At 63.8% G+C, this 14,760-nt stretch carries 17 protein-coding genes and 1 tRNA gene; 6 read left to right on the top strand and 12 right to left on the bottom strand.

The window, feature by feature from the left end:
• Positions 1-108: 108 nt before the first annotated feature.
• Positions 109-711, bottom strand: a complete 603-nt coding sequence (locus ACFJGU_RS13090) for a hypothetical protein (RefSeq protein ID WP_382303943.1) — start codon at positions 709-711, stop codon at positions 109-111.
• A 165-nt stretch (positions 712-876) separates the two neighbouring features.
• Here ACFJGU_RS13090 and ACFJGU_RS13085 point away from each other — a divergent pair, with 165 nt between their 5' ends.
• Positions 877-1,752: a hypothetical protein gene (locus ACFJGU_RS13085; RefSeq protein ID WP_382303942.1), complete on the top strand. Its 876-nt coding sequence runs from the start codon at positions 877-879 to the stop codon at positions 1,750-1,752.
• A gap of 75 nt (positions 1,753-1,827) precedes the next feature.
• Here the strand turns inward: ACFJGU_RS13085 and ACFJGU_RS13080 are convergent, their stop codons facing one another.
• From ACFJGU_RS13080 to ACFJGU_RS13065, 4 genes are all read right to left on the bottom strand, one after another.
• The gene (locus ACFJGU_RS13080) at positions 1,828-2,628 is read right to left on the bottom strand and encodes a hypothetical protein (RefSeq protein ID WP_382303941.1); all 801 of its coding nucleotides are present in this window, start codon (positions 2,626-2,628) and stop codon (positions 1,828-1,830) included.
• Between the two features lie 315 nt (positions 2,629-2,943).
• Entirely contained in the window at positions 2,944-3,420 is a 477-nt protein-coding gene (locus tag ACFJGU_RS13075) for a hypothetical protein (RefSeq protein ID WP_382303940.1), read from the bottom strand.
• 212 nt (positions 3,421-3,632) lie between these two features.
• Entirely contained in the window at positions 3,633-5,444 is a 1,812-nt protein-coding gene (locus ACFJGU_RS13070; protein WP_382303939.1) for a hypothetical protein, read from the bottom strand.
• A gap of 262 nt (positions 5,445-5,706) precedes the next feature.
• Positions 5,707-6,081, bottom strand: a complete 375-nt coding sequence (locus tag ACFJGU_RS13065) for a hypothetical protein (RefSeq protein WP_382303938.1) — start codon at positions 6,079-6,081, stop codon at positions 5,707-5,709.
• 220 nt (positions 6,082-6,301) lie between these two features.
• Between ACFJGU_RS13065 and ACFJGU_RS13060 the strand changes: the two genes are divergently transcribed.
• Positions 6,302-6,538, top strand: a complete 237-nt coding sequence (locus ACFJGU_RS13060; protein WP_382303937.1) for a helix-turn-helix transcriptional regulator — start codon at positions 6,302-6,304, stop codon at positions 6,536-6,538.
• Positions 6,535-7,644 (top strand): tyrosine-type recombinase/integrase, encoded by a 1,110-nt coding sequence (locus tag ACFJGU_RS13055; protein WP_382303936.1) that lies wholly within the window; start codon positions 6,535-6,537, stop codon positions 7,642-7,644. Before ACFJGU_RS13060 ends, ACFJGU_RS13055 begins: the two co-directional genes overlap by 4 nt.
• Before the next feature lie 49 nt (positions 7,645-7,693).
• Here the strand turns inward: ACFJGU_RS13055 and ACFJGU_RS13050 are convergent.
• The 6 genes from ACFJGU_RS13050 to galU form a co-directional block, all read right to left on the bottom strand.
• Positions 7,694-7,766: transfer RNA gene (locus tag ACFJGU_RS13050), tRNA-Ala, on the bottom strand.
• A 29-nt stretch (positions 7,767-7,795) separates the two neighbouring features.
• Positions 7,796-9,139 (bottom strand): acyltransferase, encoded by a 1,344-nt coding sequence (locus tag ACFJGU_RS13045; RefSeq protein WP_382303935.1) that lies wholly within the window; start codon positions 9,137-9,139, stop codon positions 7,796-7,798.
• A gap of 168 nt (positions 9,140-9,307) precedes the next feature.
• On the bottom strand, positions 9,308-10,189 hold the full coding sequence (locus ACFJGU_RS13040) for an SDR family oxidoreductase (RefSeq protein WP_382303934.1): 882 nt from the start codon (positions 10,187-10,189) through the stop codon (positions 9,308-9,310).
• A gap of 159 nt (positions 10,190-10,348) precedes the next feature.
• The gene (locus ACFJGU_RS13035; protein ID WP_382303933.1) at positions 10,349-11,359 is read right to left on the bottom strand and encodes a hypothetical protein; all 1,011 of its coding nucleotides are present in this window, start codon (positions 11,357-11,359) and stop codon (positions 10,349-10,351) included.
• A gap of 77 nt (positions 11,360-11,436) precedes the next feature.
• A complete protein-coding gene (locus tag ACFJGU_RS13030; RefSeq protein ID WP_382303932.1) occupies positions 11,437-12,090 on the bottom strand; it encodes a GNAT family N-acetyltransferase in 654 nt (217 codons plus the stop codon).
• Between the two features lie 55 nt (positions 12,091-12,145).
• Positions 12,146-13,036, bottom strand: coding sequence for a UTP--glucose-1-phosphate uridylyltransferase GalU (galU, locus tag ACFJGU_RS13025; protein WP_382303931.1), 891 nt, complete (start codon positions 13,034-13,036; stop codon positions 12,146-12,148).
• Positions 13,037-13,121: 85 nt separating this feature from the next.
• Here galU and ACFJGU_RS13020 point away from each other — a divergent pair, with 85 nt between their 5' ends.
• Genes ACFJGU_RS13020 through mscL form a run of 3 tightly spaced genes read left to right on the top strand, consistent with a single transcriptional unit; the run spans position 13,122 to position 14,546 of the window.
• Positions 13,122-13,706, top strand: a complete 585-nt coding sequence (locus ACFJGU_RS13020) for a 5-formyltetrahydrofolate cyclo-ligase (RefSeq protein ID WP_382303930.1) — start codon at positions 13,122-13,124, stop codon at positions 13,704-13,706.
• Between the two features lie 42 nt (positions 13,707-13,748).
• The gene (locus ACFJGU_RS13015) at positions 13,749-14,066 is read left to right on the top strand and encodes an FmdB family zinc ribbon protein (RefSeq protein WP_382303929.1); all 318 of its coding nucleotides are present in this window, start codon (positions 13,749-13,751) and stop codon (positions 14,064-14,066) included.
• 9 nt (positions 14,067-14,075) lie between these two features.
• The gene (gene mscL / locus ACFJGU_RS13010; protein ID WP_382303928.1) at positions 14,076-14,546 is read left to right on the top strand and encodes a large conductance mechanosensitive channel protein MscL; all 471 of its coding nucleotides are present in this window, start codon (positions 14,076-14,078) and stop codon (positions 14,544-14,546) included.
• Here mscL and ACFJGU_RS13005 read toward each other — a convergent pair.
• Positions 14,543-14,743 carry a hypothetical protein gene (locus ACFJGU_RS13005; protein ID WP_382303927.1) on the bottom strand — a complete coding sequence of 67 codons (201 nt, stop codon included), beginning with the start codon at positions 14,741-14,743 and terminating at the stop codon, positions 14,543-14,545. The genes mscL and ACFJGU_RS13005 overlap by 4 nt on opposite strands.
• Between the last annotated feature and the right edge of the window lie 17 nt (positions 14,744-14,760).

Below are 14,760 nucleotides of genomic sequence, written 5' to 3'. Positions count from 1 at the left end.
CCTTGCTGGGCAGCCGGACGAATCGTTAAAGAACTTGTAGCGCTCGAATCCAGGTCGACATTATTTTTGGGCTTCGTACGAATTCGAAGGATCTGTGCACAACGGTCCTTAGAACGGGATCACTGCGTAGACGCTCGTGCGTCCGCCCACCCATGCGTTTGCAGCATCGATCGCGGACTGCTGATCTCCGAAGCAACCAACTCCCGCCGCTTCCATACCGCCAACGCACCAGGCGTTCCCACCCGAGTTGCCGTCATACACGTACGCGACCGTGACGACCTTGCGCCCGATCTTTGCCTCGATGGCCGCAACGGTGTCGAGGAAGGCCTGACCCTTCGCACCCGCATCCTCGGCGTTGCTGGGCGCCTGCCCGCTCGCGACGATCGTTCCGCCCGAAGATGCCTGGATGTCAGCGATCACGGGAGCAGGAAGAGGACCATCAGCCGGAAGCGGAACTATCTCTCCGCTGGCGGTGGTGTACGAGGCGGCGACGAGCTGCTCCTTTTCCCAACCGCTGAGCTTGCCGTCGCCATCGACGTCGCCAGGAATCTTCGCTGCATCAGGCGTGGATGGAGGACGGGTTTGCCCCACATCGTGGCTCGACTCTCTCGGGGTCGGGAGCGCACCGTCGCCGCTGACGCAGCCGCTTAGGCCGATCGCTGCAACGAGCACAGTGAGTGTGCCCACCCCAATTCGATTGAACAGATTCATATCGTCCCCTGACGTTCGTAAGCGGGCTAATGCTATTGCCCGCTCTCTCCCTCGATGGTGGTTCGTTCTAGTACGCGAAATCGATGCGCTCGCTCGTCGAGCGCTTACAGTCGTCGAACTCGAACGAACTACCCCTTGAAGGGGTCTCATTTCAGGAGGAAAGCAATGAAAATTCAGCACCTCGCCGCTAGCCTTCTAGCGGCCGCAGCGCTCGTTCTCGTTCCGATGTCTAGCGCCACAGCAGAGGAAACCTCCGACTATCTGCTGCCCGAAAACGCGATCGGGATAGACACTGAATCTCCCGATTGGCATCCGCCGGCTCAGTATGCGCTCCCTGGCCAGGAGGTGATTCACACCGAGTACTACTGCCCCGGAGATCCGGCGGTAGGAACGTTCAACTCTTTCGCTGACCCGAACGACTGGATCCTGCGACTCGCGGTCTACTCCGATCTTCGGCAGCCCACCGTCTCGTACGACCTTCTGACCCACCCCCTCGCTGAGGCATGGAAGCTGGATGGCATGGGTGACGTGGGCGATCAGGTCGGCGTCACGTTCGACTCCGGGATTCTCACCTACGTGAACCCGATTCCCGGCGACTACCTCGACCAGGTCCCAGACGCCAGCACATCAATCATGTTGAAGGCCAGGACGCAGGAGGGCAAAGGCCTTCACGTGCTCGTGACGTTCGTCAACGGCGCTCCGGTGCAGGAACCGCCGGTCACGTCGCTGTGTCCGGACGGCGGAACCAACGTTCCATCCGATACCACTTCGACTCCCATCCCTGACCAACCCAACGAACCAACAGATGAATCGTCGATTCCAATTGCCGTTCCCGCTGACGACGACGTGGAACCCGCTGCACCAGCACCCGTCGAGATTGCGGATGGTGTCGCCGCGCCGCAGACAGAGTTGGCCTCGACCGGATTGGACCTACTGCCTGGAACCATCGGAGTATTGGTGCTCGGCGCGACGGGGGGCACGGCTCTCTTGCTTTCCCGACGCGGACCGAGCACTGCTCGGCGATCCAATCTCCCCAGCTAGGGGAACTAGGCGTGCTGGTCTTTGCTGAGGCCAACGCGGGCCCGGGTAGTTTCCTCTTGCTACCCGGGCATTTTCTCAGACCGCTTCGGGAGTCCCATGAGCAGGTTCGGGAGCCTGAATGGTCACGGGCGCCTCGATCACCAACGAAGACTTAAAGGTGTCGAGATCGCCCGCGACTGCGAAGGGGGCATGGAGCAACACGAGAATGACTGTGACTTTTGCAGAGACTTCCTCGAGCTTCTTCCAGATTCCCTGTGAACGCTTGGCAGCCGCCACTACTTCAGGCGCCCGCGCGAGGTGACCACGGAAAGCGTCGAACTCAGTTACAACGGCATCGACACCCGAAATCTTGTAGAGATCGACGGCCCTCGACATCGCGGAAGTGTGTTCAAAGAGAATCCGTTTAACATCTGCCGTCAAGCTTTCGTCGTTTCGAATCAGATTCATCAGATCTTCGAGGAGATCGTGCAGCTGACTCAACGTGTCTTTGTCCACCTCGATGAAACGCGGCACCGAACTATTCAGCACGTGACTGCAAAACTCCAAGGACTTGAGGGTTCCCGCATCGTATCTCCCGCGGAAGTTGCCAATAGTCTCGCTGAAATTGACTGCCAGGGTCAGGGCGTTCTCCGCTTTCGGCAGCTCGTCTACCAGGTACTCCTTCGGAACTGGCGGAGCTATCAGGCCCTCCACCACGGAGCGAATGGCTTGTGGTAGCGCAACTACCTTGGCTACGGCCTCGAGGAATTCTGGAGTCGGGTGAGCTTCGAGCCCGAAGTACTCCGACCATGAATTCAGAATCGCCGTATTCGGACCTACGCCGTTGTTCGTGCTGTCATTCAAGAACAGCCACAGACGGCCTGCCGGGTTCTTCAAATGCGGGTCCAAACGCGTGCCCCCTCAGGGATCGAAGACAATCGAATACTCACGAGGGAGAGCCAGCTAAACTGACCCTCCCTCACGAACGCTTGCCCACCAGTCGTCGCCGAGTAGACTAAATGCGATCACACACCCAGGTCGCGTTGGACCTGATACCCCTACCGGGGCTGCGAGATGCTCAGATGCGACTCTGGTGCATCCCGACGGGTGGCACTACCTGCGTCCAGGCGATTCGGGAGTGCCACCCGAAGTCGTTATTGGGATGTTCGTTTCCCTTCGGTCGAGATATCGGGGTCCATCACCAAACCCCGATCACGAGCCACGAGGGAACAACCGTCCCCCGCGCTCGACGATAAGTCCCTTCTTGACGGCGCGGCCGATCGCATTGTTGAGCGCGTTCTGAGGTACCGTCCACGATTCGGGGATACCGAACGTCCGGTCATACTCAGCGTGAATTTCCTGCCTGCTGAGACCTTCAGGTGATCCATCCACAATGCTCGCGACCTCCTCCGTGGATCGCCGACGGGTCCCGGCGATTGGAGTGTCTGGCTCGGTCCCCATGATCAACAGGGGCGGACTAGTGGAATTCGGCCGCGACCCATACGGCTCGTTCCCAGATAGTTCATTGTCCGAGCCTTCGAGTCGGCGAATTCCATCGACAACAGCTTGGATGTCCGCAATGCGCGCTTCGACGCTCTGCAGTTCTTGTATCAACCTCACACGTCGCTCCTCTAACCCGACACGTTCAGTGTCAAGTTGAGAAACAAAGGTTCCCGTGTCGAATGTCATACCCAAACCCTACCACGGGTTGTGTCAAAAACCCGGACAGCAGGTTTCGTGTACACATTCGAGTCACTCGAACAAAAGATGGCAGCCTGGTCGGGGCTGCGGCGAAGCGATCAGCGGCGATTTGAGGCCCTAGGAGAACGTCGGGCGATATCTCGATCGATCGCTCTCCTAGCGGCGCTCAGGTTGCCCAGCAATGCGCGATCAGTGAAGAATCAATACCACTCGTCGTCGTAGAAAACCTGATCGCGCCGTGCTTTCGGTCGCGTCGCGCTAGCGAAAGCGTCCGAAAGAGCCGCTCTGCGGCGCCTCGGCCGATCAGGATTCGGAAGTTCTCTCTCAGCGGTGATGCGACCAGGCGTCAGCCCTTGGTAAATCTCATACTTAGCGTTGCTTCTTCGAGCCACAAGCTCAGGCCAAGCCCGCTCCAGCATGATCCCCACCACCAAGTCATTGACATGGTCCTCGTCGATACCGGGGTGCCGTCTCTCGACCCGCCGTGACGTCAGAGTATTGAAGTCCTGATGCAGACTAAGCCTGAAGTCCGACATGATCCAGAGATATTCGGAGCGAGTGATAACGTCCCATCCGTGAAGCCTGCCGAACTCGAGCACTGCCTCGTCGCCGGCATCGTTTGCTTCGAACCACTGGCAGCGCATTGCGGCGTTGAATCGGCAACGCTCGTCGAAATGCGTTCCCCGCATGAACGCCATACCAGTCTCGGTCCCAATGATCGACTGATCATTTTCCGACGTCTCATCTGACACGATCTCGCCACTCAGTGGGTCCATCCAGTACTCGACTTCATCGTCGCCGAAGTCGATCGGTACCCGTCTCAAGTTATCCTCGTGCGAGTTACCCGCTGCGAGAACTCTGTTCCAATGCTCGTCTTCGACTGTCGCCGGACTCTCCCGGTGGTGCGCATACGTGATGAGATTGCGCCGCCGCATAGCGACTTGGTATTCCAGCAGATCGCGGCCTTCCTTCGGAACCCTGAGGCTTAGTCGCTCGCCAGCTCTTGTCTCGATGAAGAACTTCTGAACTCCCTCGCGCTGCCTGATGTGGTCTCCCGCTTTGAGTCGGGGAATCTTCCAGGGATGTTGCTCCCACGCGTCAAGGGTGCGGACCTCGATGTCTCGAAGTGACTCAGTACCGACGGTTCGACCGCTCTTGTGATCTCCACGCGTGATCTCACTTGCGGCACCGATGAGCGCCCGATTGACGCGATCAATCTCAGCATCTGTATCGCCGACATCGGCCGCTCTAATCTCAGCACCCATCTTGACGAGGTAGGCAGGCACACCTCGCCAGCTACTGATTCGACGGACATCAATACCTCGATCTCGCGACGGAGGCTTGATACCTGGAGCGCCCGATTTGAGAAGGCCTGCCGACCAACGATCGAACAGACGCCCCTCGAGGAGTTCGAACTCCTCCTTGTCCCACTCTCTCGTTGTCATGACGATCGCATGCACATGCGGATGCCAGCCGTTCTCGATGCTTCGAGGCACTTCCGTACCAAGTACATATCCTGCTATTCCGAAGTCCCGGCGGTCACGCTCCCAGGACGATCCCCCGGTCACTCTGGCCATTCCCTTCTTGACCGCCGTCATCAGGTCGTCGAGCCGGTCGTCCACGCTATGCCTTGTCGTGAACGTGATGAGGTACGCCCGATAGCCCTTTTCGACGTAACCCATGTGATACCGAAGCATTTTCGTCAGCCGGACCATATGCGCCCGTGCAATCTGCGGACCGTGTATGACGCAAGACGTGCAGTTGCACGCGATGAGGCCCTTGATGTGCTCTGCGACAGGGGTGATCTCGGCTCCGACCTCGCGGAATCGACCCATCGTCTGCACCCAGTCGGGCGCCACGGAGTCGTCGGTAGAAATATCGCCATTGCGCGTTGTCTGTCGATACTTGGAGCAGAGCTGCGTTCCTCGCCCCGATCCGATCGCCCACTGCATCGCCATCATGCGCCAGCGAAGACGCCGATCTTCCTGCTGATCCACACGGACCTGATTCATTGCTTCCTCTCTACGTCGCTAAGACGCGAGAACTGTAAGCCCCGTTCTTCGCCGGACATTTCGCCGCCGAAGACTCGTCAAGAACTCCGTCGTCAGAGGATGCGCCGTAGGCGCAAGGCTTTGCCGATCGTCTGACTACGGATTGGCTAACCGGAAGAGAGTGTCGCGTGCGCGCGAAAGCGCCTCGCGGGGAACCCACGGCGATCAGCCGTGTCAGTCGAGGACTGAGTAGGTTCTCCGCGAGAACGCGACACCGATCCGGTTAGGCGTCAGCCCACTCCGGCTCGCGATCGAGCGCAGTAATCAGATACACACAGTTCCCGGTCGGACGACCGAGCACAGACCGCAGCAGGCGGCGAGCCACGACCAGGCGCCAACCCTGCAGCCAGGACCTGTCGTCGCAGAGCACCTGCTCGCCGACGATCCAACGATTCGAAACGAGCACTTCAAACTTTTTCACCACGAGGCCAATCTTTCGATGACTGATCCCGGACCGCAGATTACGAACCCGGGTGCCCCGCCCGTGTCTCGTGAATGTTTTAAATGCCGCGTGAATGTTTTTAGGTGTTCGGAGCGATTTGAGGTTAGCACGAGAATTTTCGATCTCATTGAGCAATTTCACGTCGGGGCTGTACATCGCGCGAGTCGCACGCTACAAAGACTTCGAGAACTCGACTAAGGGTCGAAATCGTCGAGTTTGACTGTCGCAGTCGCGAGCAGCGCATTCCTGGAGCTGCGCTGCATTGGAAGCCAGTCGGGGTCACCTGCTCGCGGGAACAGGTGACCCTTTCGCATCTCTAGATCGGTCGAAACCATTTTTCGACAGCAATGCGCTTACGCCTGCTCAAATAGTCTGTATGAACGCTAAACGAGAACCGTACGTTACCGGTGTAAATGCTGAACATATCCTATCGGGCTCTTTGCTCGATAGCCGCGCGCTTGCCGCGTACCTCAACGTGTCCGTCTCGACGCTGTCTCGCATGCGCCATGACGGCACCGGGCCTTCATTCATCCTCATCAGAGGCGTAGCGCGCTATCGGATGTCGGCCATTAACTCGTGGATCGAGAACCGAGAAGCGGGATCGGCCGCATGATCAACAAGACCGCCCAGGGAACCTGGAGAGTCCGGGTCAAGGCCCATGGTCGAGTCGTTGCCTCGCGGACGTTCGACAGACGTGCTGACGCGGCCCGATGGGAAGCCGATCAGAAGCGCAGGCTGCAATCGGGCGACTGGATCGACCCAAAGCTCGGGCAGGAGTCGGTTGGATCAGCCCTGGCGCGCTGGCTTGTGATGAGACAGCAATCGGTCAGCGGAAAGACCTACCAAACAGACGAGTACCTGACGCGAACGTACGTAACCAAGCGCGTTGTCGGCTTCCCACTTGGTAGCGTCCGGTCATCGGATGTCGAAGCCCTGCTGCTCGATGCCTCGAAGCACGTCGGCAGCGGCTCACTCGTCCGTTTCCGCGCGTCCCTCTCGTCGTTCTTCTCATGGTGTGTTCGTGAGCGAATCATCGTGGACAATCCCGCCAAGGCTGCACGAGTGCCGTTGGGTCGTGCTGGCGAAGCTCACGAGGTGTACCCGTTCACCGTCAGGGAGCTGCATGAGGTCTACGGCAAGCTCAAGGAGGAAAGCGATCGTTGGGCCGACCTAGCTCTCGTACTCGGGCTGACAGGAATTCGCTGGGGCGAAGCGATGGCACTGCGAGTACGTGACGTGCAGGACCTCCCCTACCCAGCGATCCGAATCAGTCGATCCGGACCCGACGGCCAGATAATTCGGAACACGACCAAAGGCGGCAAAGCGAGGACAGTCCCGCTCGCAGAGGAGCTGCTGCCCATTTTTCACGCGTGGAAGCAGGACAAGGGTCCGGATGAACTGCTATTCGCAAACGCCGCGGGGAACCGTACCGGGGGAAAGAACTGGACCCGTCGCGTCCGGTGGGCCAAGCATGCCCGCGGTCGGCGCATCCACGATCTGCGGCACACCGCTGCGACGATCTGGCTCTCCAACGGGGTCGATCCCAAGACCGTCCAGACTTGGCTCGGTCACGCCTCCATGACCCTGACCGTAGATCTCTATTCACACTTCATGGGGACGGACGCCGATATCGTGGCAATCGCACGGATCAACGCGATACTCGCTGAACACGCCGGGGACGATTCAGGGACGATCTCCAACGACACGGCTCGATCGTGAGCAAGCAGAAGGCCCCGAGATCGTTGGAATCTCGGGGCCCTTCTACCAGTGGAGCTACGGGGATTCGAACCCCGGACCTTCTCATTGCGAACGAGACGCGCTACCAACTGCGCCATAGCCCCGCTGACGCTTTCGCGACAACCCAGACAGTTTACGACGAAAAAGCCGCGGAACGCGAACTGGGCGACGGACGGGTCGCCGGCCACCGCCCGAGCAGCAGGATGGCCGCCGACAGCAGCACGCTCCCGATGATCGCGATCGGCAGATCCATGAAGAACTCCATCACCAGGAAGGGCGGCACGAAGGCCAGCACCGTGGCCAACGCCACCACCCCGGTGGGCGGTGTGACGCCCACCTCGCGGGGTGCTTCGAAGCGCCCCACGAGGAACGAGAGCCCGAACACCGCGGCCATCACCAGCACGAACATCACCGGTCGGGTCCACCACCAGGCCAGGCTCGCGGGCGCCGGACTCGCGCCTGGGATGAGCAGCGCGACTCCGGAGAGGATGAGGATGACGGGCAGGTGCCAGAGGTAGATCGTCATCAACCGGGTGCCGATCACGAACACGAAGGCCCGCGCCGCATGCGTGTTCATCAGCTTCGCGAGCGCCGGCCGCAACAGCTTCAGGATGCATGCCTGTGCGACCGCGAGCGCCACCAGCGGCAGGGTGGGCGGGTTGAGGTTCGTCAGCATGTCGTCGGAGTACGGACCCCACACCGTCATCGGCACGAGGCTCGCATAGGCGACAGCGGCGATGGCCACGAGCGTCCACCAGCGACGGGCGGCGAACCAGCCGTCGGCGTACCAGAAGCCGAGCTGCTGCACGAGCAGCCAGACGAAGAACAGGTTGGCGAGGCCGATCTCCTCGACCCCGGTTCCGTACCGCAGCGCATCGACGACCACGGCTCCGGCGAGCAGCACCATCAGCGTCGCGCGAGGCGCCCGCAGGTGCCACGACACCATGAGCGGCACGAGTGCCTGGCAGAGCGTGTACGCCGCGAGGAACCAGAGCGGCGAGGCGGCACCCACCACGGCCACGTCGACGAGCTGCGGATCGATCCCGATGACGCGCGCGCCGCCGATCACCACCACGTAGAAGAGGAACAACGGCAGCGCCGGCTGCGCGAGCCGAAGCACGCGATTGCGCACGTAGTCGCCCGCGGTGCCCCCTCGCCGTGTGAGACTCCGCCAGGCGGTGATCGCGGCGAACCCGCCGACCACGAAGAACAGCGGCATGATCTGCCCGGCCCAGGTGACCGGCGCGAACCACCACTGCGCCTCGAGCGGCCGCGACACCTCGACGGCGCCGTCGGGACCGAAGCCCACGCCCACCATCAACAGGTGGATCACCACCACGAGCAGCACGCAGAACACGCGCGCCAGGTCGAGGGTGAGATCGCGCTTCGAGAGGTCGATCGAGGAAGTGGCGCTCGCGGCGCGCGACGACTCCCGAGTGGGTGTGACAGGCATCCGAATCGCGGCGTCGTCGCTCATGCAGTCATCATATGAGGCTGACTCATGTCCCGAGCGGCATATGTCGCCGCGGGCCGCGCATCGGCCTCACGAATCGCGCAGCGCTTCCACCCGTTCAGGCCGATCTCCTTGGCGCGCTTCCTCAACTCGGACACCGTCCAGTCGTCGTGCGACCCGGATGCGCGCGAGTCACAGGGGTTTGCCACCCGTGACCGGGACGATGGCGCCCGAGACGTAGGAGGCCTCGGGCGAGGCGAGGAAGACGTAGGCCGGCGCCAGCTCGGCGGGCTGCCCGGCGCGGCCGAGCGGGGTGTCCTGACCGAAGGTGGGCAGCTTGTCGGGCCACGAGGTGGCCGGGATGAGCGGGGTCCAGATGGGCCCGGGCGCCACGCCGTTGACTCGGATGCCCCGAGTGCCGAGCTGTTGCGCCAGCGCCTTCACGAAGGCCACCTGAGCCGCCTTCGTCATGGCGTAGTCGATGAGCGCCGGCGACGGCGAGAAGGCCTGGATCGACGAGGTGACGATGATCGAGGCCCCGGGCTTGAGGTGCGGGATGGCCGTGCGCGCGATCCACATGATCGAGTAGAGATTGGTCTTGAAGACCCGGTCGAACTCCTCGGTGGGCACGTTCTCGAGCCCGTCGCGGTTCTCCTGGTAGGCGGCGTTGAGCACCAGGATGTCGAGGCCGCCGAACTCGGCGACGGTACGCTCCACGAGGCCGGTCGAGTACTTCTCGTCGCGGGCGTCGCCCGGGAGTAGCAGGGCGCGACGCTCGGTGGCGCGGATCCAGCGGGCGGTGTCGTCGGCATCCTCCTGCTCCTCGGGCAGGTAGGAGATGGCGACGTCCGCGCCCTCGCGCGCGTACGCGATCGCGACGGCGCGCCCGATGCCGGAGTCGCCGCCGGTGATCAGCGCGTGCCGGCCATGCAGGCGTCCCGTGCCGACGTAGCTCTCTTCGCCGTGGTCGGGGCGCGGATCGGTCTTGCCGATCAGCCCCGGCTGGTCCTGCTGCTGTTTGGGGAACCCCTCGGCGGGGTACTTCGTCACCGGGTTGTCGTCGACCTCGCCCATGGCCATCCCTCTCGCTCGGATGCCCCGTCCACGCTACGCCGCCCCTTCACGCTCGGCAACGGTGCCGAGAGCGGTGAACCTCGTCATCGATCCGTCACTTGTGGTCGCTCTGGCGCGCTCTAAGCGACCACAAGTGACGGATCGACAGAGGAGGGGAGGTCAGCCGGCGCGGCGACGGGCGAGGACGGCGTCGAGGTCGAGGTGTGACGCGGTGTCGTCGTCGACGATGCCCATGCGGGCGAAGCGGGAGGGAGGGGCGGGAGCTGCGGGAGCGGCCTCGCGGGGTGCGGGCAGCTCGGCCACGGCCTCGTGCTCGGCTGCCAGGCGCACACGGAGCGCCTCCTCCGCCTCGGCGGCGGCCCGGCGGAGCGACTCGCGGTTCGCGTCGTCGGCGCTCGCGGCGGCCGGGCGCGCCGACTCCTCGGTCGTCGCTTCGCCCATCGTGAGCGCGGCCACACCGGTCTCGAACTCATCAGGCTCGAACGACGAGTCCGAGAGCCCGAGGGGCGCGGCCGACGCGCGACCCAGGTAGAGCGGGCGCGGCACGGCGACGGGCACCCAGCCACCGTCGGACGACGAGGGGTCCTCCTCGGCGACATCCGCGTCGTCGGCATCATCCGCCTCGTCGAGGGATGAGTCGTCGCCGTCGGCGTGGTCGACGAACGGGTGCGCCACCGGCGACTCGACCGGGCGCGGCAGACGCAAGCCCCGGCCCGCTCTGGCGAGCTTCACGAGCACGGTCACGCTGACGACGGAGGCGATGACGCCGGCGACCAGGATGATCCAGGCCCCCGTGTACACGGCCTGCATACCGCCGAGCACGGCCACGGCGACCGAGAGGGCGAGCACACCCGCGGTGACGGCACGGGAGCGGCGCAGCCGGTCGGCAGTGCGCACGGCGGCGGGGATGGCCTCCGCCTCCCGTCGAGCGGCCCGGTGCTTCAGGATGCGCTCCTGCTCGGCGATGCTCCGGGCGTTCGCCTCGATCCGCACCTCCTCCGGCACTTCGGAGGTCTCGGCGAGGATGCGCAGGGTCTGCTGCAGACGCACGGCGTTGCGTTCGGTGGCGAGGTACTGCCTCGAGCGGAACCACGAGGGAATGAGGTAGACGAGCCACAGGACCGCCGCGAGGGCGATCATGAAGCCTCCGCCGAGCCATTCTGTGGTCATGCCCCTACGGTAGGGGCGCGGAGCGCGGCAGCCCGGGCACGGCGGGCGCGTGTTCGGACTTTGTCAGCAATTCCCGGTCAGCGGGGCTGCACCGGCAGCGGGCGGAGCGCCGCCGTGCGCTCGCTCTGAGGAACCGAGCCGTCGCCCACCGGCACGCGGCCCTCGCGCCAGCGGCGCAGCACACCGACGGGCAGCTCCTCGCGCACCAGCGCGAAACAGAAGTGGTCGCGCCAGTCGCCGTTGATGTGGATGTAGCGCCGCCGCAGCCCCTCGTAACGGAACCCCAGCTTCTCCACCACGCGCAGGCTCGGCGCGTTCTCGGGGCGGATGCAAATCTCGATGCGGTGCAGTCCGACCGAGTAGAAGCAGTAGTCCGCCGCGAGAGCCACTCCGACGGGCGTGATGTTCTTGCCCGCGAACCGCTCCGAGACCCAGTACCCGATCGACGCGGAGGCCACCGAGCCGTAGCTGATCGACGAGACGTTCAGCTGCCCGGCGAGTTCTCCCTCGTGTTCGAGGATGAACGGCAGCCCGAGCCCGGCCCGGGCGTTCGCCTGCAACGAGCGGATGCTCGCCCGCGTGTCGAACGACATGGGCCCGTTCGGGTTGGTCGCCTCCCACTTGCGGAGCCACGACCGGTTCTCGATCAGTTCGCGTTCGAGCGGTTTGGCGTCGCGAACGCGGATCGGCCGGATCGCGATCGGACCCTCGGAGAGTGTGGGCACAAACATTGCTCGAAGGATACCGCGTCCGAGGGTCGCGAACGCGCCGCGGACGGGTGCGGGTCTACAGCCCCTCGACGAAGCCCTTCAACCACGGCCGGAGCTCCGGCCCGAGGTCGTCGCGCTCGGCGGCGAGCTGCACGATCGCCTTGATGTAGTCGAGCTTGTCGCCGGTGTCGTAGCGGCGGCCGCCGAACACCACGCCGTAGACCCCGCCCGCGATCGACACGTCCTCCGCCAGGGTGAGCAACGCATCCGTGAGCTGGATCTCGCCACCCTTTCCGGGCGGGGTGTTCTCGAGGATCTCGAAGACCTCGGGCTGCAGCACGTAGCGCCCGATGACCGCCAGGTTCGAGGGAGAGGTGCCCTGCTCGGGCTTCTCGACCAGTCCGGTGACGCGCACCAGGTCGTCCTCGTCGGTGGCCTCGACCGAGGCGACACCGTAGAGGTGCGTCATCGAGGGGTCGACCTCCATGAGTGCGATGACGGTGGCCGATCGCGCCACCTGCACCTCGAGCATCCGGCTCAGCAACGGATCGCGCGCATCGATGATGTCGTCACCGAGCAGCACGGCGAAGGGCTCGTGCCCGACGTGCATCTTCGACCGCAGCACCGCGTGCCCGAGGCCGAGGGGATCGCCCTGGCGCACGTAGTGCATCTCGGCGAGCGCCGTCGACTCGTTGACGACCCGGAGCATGTCGCCTTTGCCCTTCTGCTCCAGTGTCGACTCGAGTTCCGTGACCCGGTCGAAGTGGTTCTCGATCGCCGCCTTGTTGCGGCCCGTGACCACGAGCACGTCGTTCAGGCCGGCATCCACCGCCTCTTCCACGACGTACTGGATGGCCGGTTTGTCGACGACCGGAAGCATCTCCTTGGGCATCGCCTTGGTGGCCGGAAGGAAGCGGGTGCCGAGACCCGCCGCCGGAATGACTGCTTTCGTCAGATGTGTCCCCATGAGGGTCAAGAGTATCCAGGTTTCGTGACAGCGAGATGTCGGGGCTGAAACACACTCGTCTCATACGCCACTTACAATTGCTGCCATGACCTCCGAGGTTGCCCACGCCAAACGGGCACTGCGCGCCGAGCTGCGTGAACGCCGGCGCACCCGTCCCGCCCATGTCGTCGACACCGCGAACCTCGGGTTCACCCAGAACCTCATCGCCCTGGCGAAAGAGACGGATGCGCGCACCATCTCGGCCTACCTCTCCACCTCCTTCGAACCCGACACCCGCCCCTTCCTCAACTGGGCTCTCGCCGACGGCCGCCGGGTACTGCTCCCGATCGCCCGCCAGGACGGCCTGCTCGACTGGGCCGAGGGCGACGGCGAGACCGAGACCGAGGGCCTCTACGGCCTCCCGGAGCCGGTGGGCGGCATCCTGGGCCCGATCGCCATCAACGACGCCGACCTCATCCTGATCCCGGCGTCGGCCGTCGACGAGCACGGCACGCGCATGGGGTGGGGGCGCGGGTACTTCGACCGCACGCTCGGCTCGATGGAGAACTGCCCGCCCGTTTTTGCCGTCGTCTTCGACGATGAGATCCTTGACGAGGTGCCGCGCGAGCTGCACGACGCGCCGGTCGACGGCGCCGTCACCCCGACACGGATCATCCGGTTCGCCAACTGAGCACCGCGCCCGCTGCGGCGCTCGATCCACACGGAGGCTTCATTGCCCACTTACTCCTACCGCTGCACGGAATGCGAGAACGCGTTCGACATCCAGCAGTCGTTCACCGATGACACCCTCACCGACTGCCCGGTCTGCGGCGGCAAGCTGCGCAAGGTCTTCAGCCCGGTGGGCGTGACCTTCAACGGCTCCGGGTTCTACCGCACCGATTCGCGGGCGAAGCCCTCGTCGGGCGGCGGGAGCAGCACCTCGTCGTCGTCATCGTCGTCGGATTCGTCGTCCTCCGGCTCGTCCGGAAGCTCCTCGAGCGCGTCGTCGACGCCCGCTCCCAGTTCGCCGGCCAAGACGCCCGCGACCTAGGCTGGAACAATGCTCAAGGGGTTCAAAGAATTCATCCTGCGCGGAAACGTGATCGACCTGGCGGTCGCCGTCGTCATCGGAGCCGCGTTCACCGGGGTCGTCAACGCGATCGTCACCAACATCTTCAACCCACTGATCGCCGCGATCTTCGACGCCAGCGATCTCGAGAACGTCGCGGTGTGGACGCTGAACGGCTCCGACATCAAGTTCGGTTCGGTGCTGGGGGCCCTCATCCAGTTCCTGCTCGTGGCCGTGGTGGTGTACTTCGTCTTCGTGCTGCCGATCAACCACCTGAAGAAGGCGGCGTTCGCCATCAAGAAGACTCCCGCCGAGTCGCTCGAAGAGACGAAGGAAGAGCTGCCGCCCACCGAGACGGAGCTGCTCATCGAGATCCGCGACCTCCTGGCCCGCCAGAACGCGGCCGCTGCGCTCGAGTCCTCCGCGTCGTTTTCCTCGGAGACCCACACCCCCAAGCACTAACCCCAGTGCGGCGGCACGTCCTGCTTGAGGCGGGCGTCGTTCGGGCCGTCGGATGATCGCGGCCGATCGCCCCACGACTCGTCCGTGTCTTCGGATGCCCGCACCGGCGCATCCGCTCGGCTCGCCTGGGGCGTCGGGTCGCTGCCGGGTACCGGGTCGGTGGAGGCGCGACGGCTCCCGGTCTTGCGTACGGTCACCCGACGAGCCTACGCCG

The organism is Herbiconiux sp. UC225_62, assembly GCF_042694625.1.
In the GTDB taxonomy this organism is placed as follows: domain Bacteria; phylum Actinomycetota; class Actinomycetes; order Actinomycetales; family Microbacteriaceae; genus Herbiconiux.
This window is presented reverse-complemented; position numbering and strand designations above follow the sequence as displayed.